A 1,679-nucleotide genomic window follows, 5' to 3' on the forward strand; every position below is an offset into this window, starting at 1 on the left:
GTTTATCGCCAATGGATCCGTTGCGGTCATTTAATGGCTTCCTTCTGCTTCATGGACAACCGAATCCGAACCTGTGCTGTCCATTTCATTTTCCTCTTTGTAATGCTGCTTATCGGCCATCCGGACAAACGGAATCCAAACCAATGTCGTGATTGCGATCAGGGCAATCTGCAGGAGTGAACCTCTGATGCTGCCGGTGACGAAGTAGCCGCTGATGATCGGTGGCGTTGTCCATGGAATCTGCGCCAAGCCGGTCGGAAGCGGCACAAGTCCCATCGCGAAGACGACATAAGCGACGACAGTCGAAATGGCATTCGAGAAGATGAACGGGATGAAGTATAAGAAATTCAGCATCAACGGGATACCGAACAACGCTGGTTCACCGATATTGAACATGTAAGGGACGCTTGAGATTTTGCCGACTTCCTTGTACTGTCTGCTCTTGGCTACGATCAGGATCGCGATGACGGCACCCACGACACCGATCGATGCGAAATGATTACGGAAGCTCATGCTGATGATGTTCGGAGGGATTGCTCCTGCCAATGACGCAACTTTATTTTGATCTTCCAGAACTTGGTGGATAGGATCCATCACGGCTTGGATAATTGAACCGCCGTGCAAGCCGAAGAACCAAAGGAATTGTTCGAAGATTTTGACTACAACCAAGCCGCCGATCGATCCGCCCAAGTAAGTCAATGGTTTGCCTAACGTGCCGTTGATCAATGTTAAAGCGTCACTCTTCAGCAACAACTCGATGATCAAGCGGATGATGAAGAATGTGGTGACAACGATGAAGGAAGGGATGACCGATTCGAATGGTCCGGCTACTGCAGGCGGAACGGATTCCGGCAGTTTGATTTTGATTCCTCTTTCTTCAATTTTTTTGTAGATGATGGTGCTGAACATTCCGACCAAGATCGACAGGAACATCGATTGCGCGCTGATTTTTGTGATGTTCAGAAAATCGACGCCTTCGATGTTATCCAGCGGCGTCAGCAAAAGGAAGGAGACGACTGCGGTAATGATGCATTGCAGCACGTTTGTTTCCAGCTTATCCGCCAATGATTTCGCCATGGAAATAACGACGATCAAGCCGCCTACTGCCAACGTTGCACTGTTAACATATAATAATTTCGATTGCCACACAAATGCATTTTCTGTACCTAAAACCATTGTAATAAAGTCAGTAACCTGGGTAATCGGGAAAAAGGCGATAATCAAAAAGATCGACGCGATAAAAGTAAAGGGCATGTATGCCAGCATGGCATCCCTGACGGAGGTCAGGTAAATGTTGTTGTTCACCTTGGTTGCGAAAGGTCCAACAGTATTTTGAATCTTGTCGCTGAGGGACATTTTTTCAGTATTCATTAATTTTCCTCCTATATTTGATGCTTCTGTGCAAAGAACAATGTCAGGCGAATCATATTGACTAAATTTATCATCCGGATTATCATTATGGTATCGCTAACAAGTACATCTTAACGGATATGCCGTATTTTATTAATATCATATTCTTACGAGATGATTGACCATTTCTTACATGAAGGAGATACCATGGATAAAGCCCAGATACGCGAAAAACTATTCACCCACACAATATCGGAGTTACAGTATTTGCAGAAAAAAGATGGCCTCCTGTCGGATTTCTTTGAAATTTTTGATTCCTACATCAATGA

Annotated in this window: 1 protein-coding gene; it reads right to left on the reverse strand. The window is 44.9% G+C overall.

From position 1 onward, the window contains the following. Positions 1-30 precede the first annotated feature (30 nt). Positions 31-1,371 (reverse strand): PTS sugar transporter subunit IIC, encoded by a 1,341-nt coding sequence (locus tag WBV27_RS13560; protein WP_424202641.1) that lies wholly within the window; start codon positions 1,369-1,371, stop codon positions 31-33. Positions 1,372-1,679 lie beyond the last annotated feature (308 nt).

Origin of the sequence: Trichococcus sp. (assembly GCF_049589555.1) — a bacterium.
In the GTDB taxonomy this organism is placed as follows: Bacteria; Bacillota; Bacilli; order Lactobacillales; family Aerococcaceae; genus Trichococcus.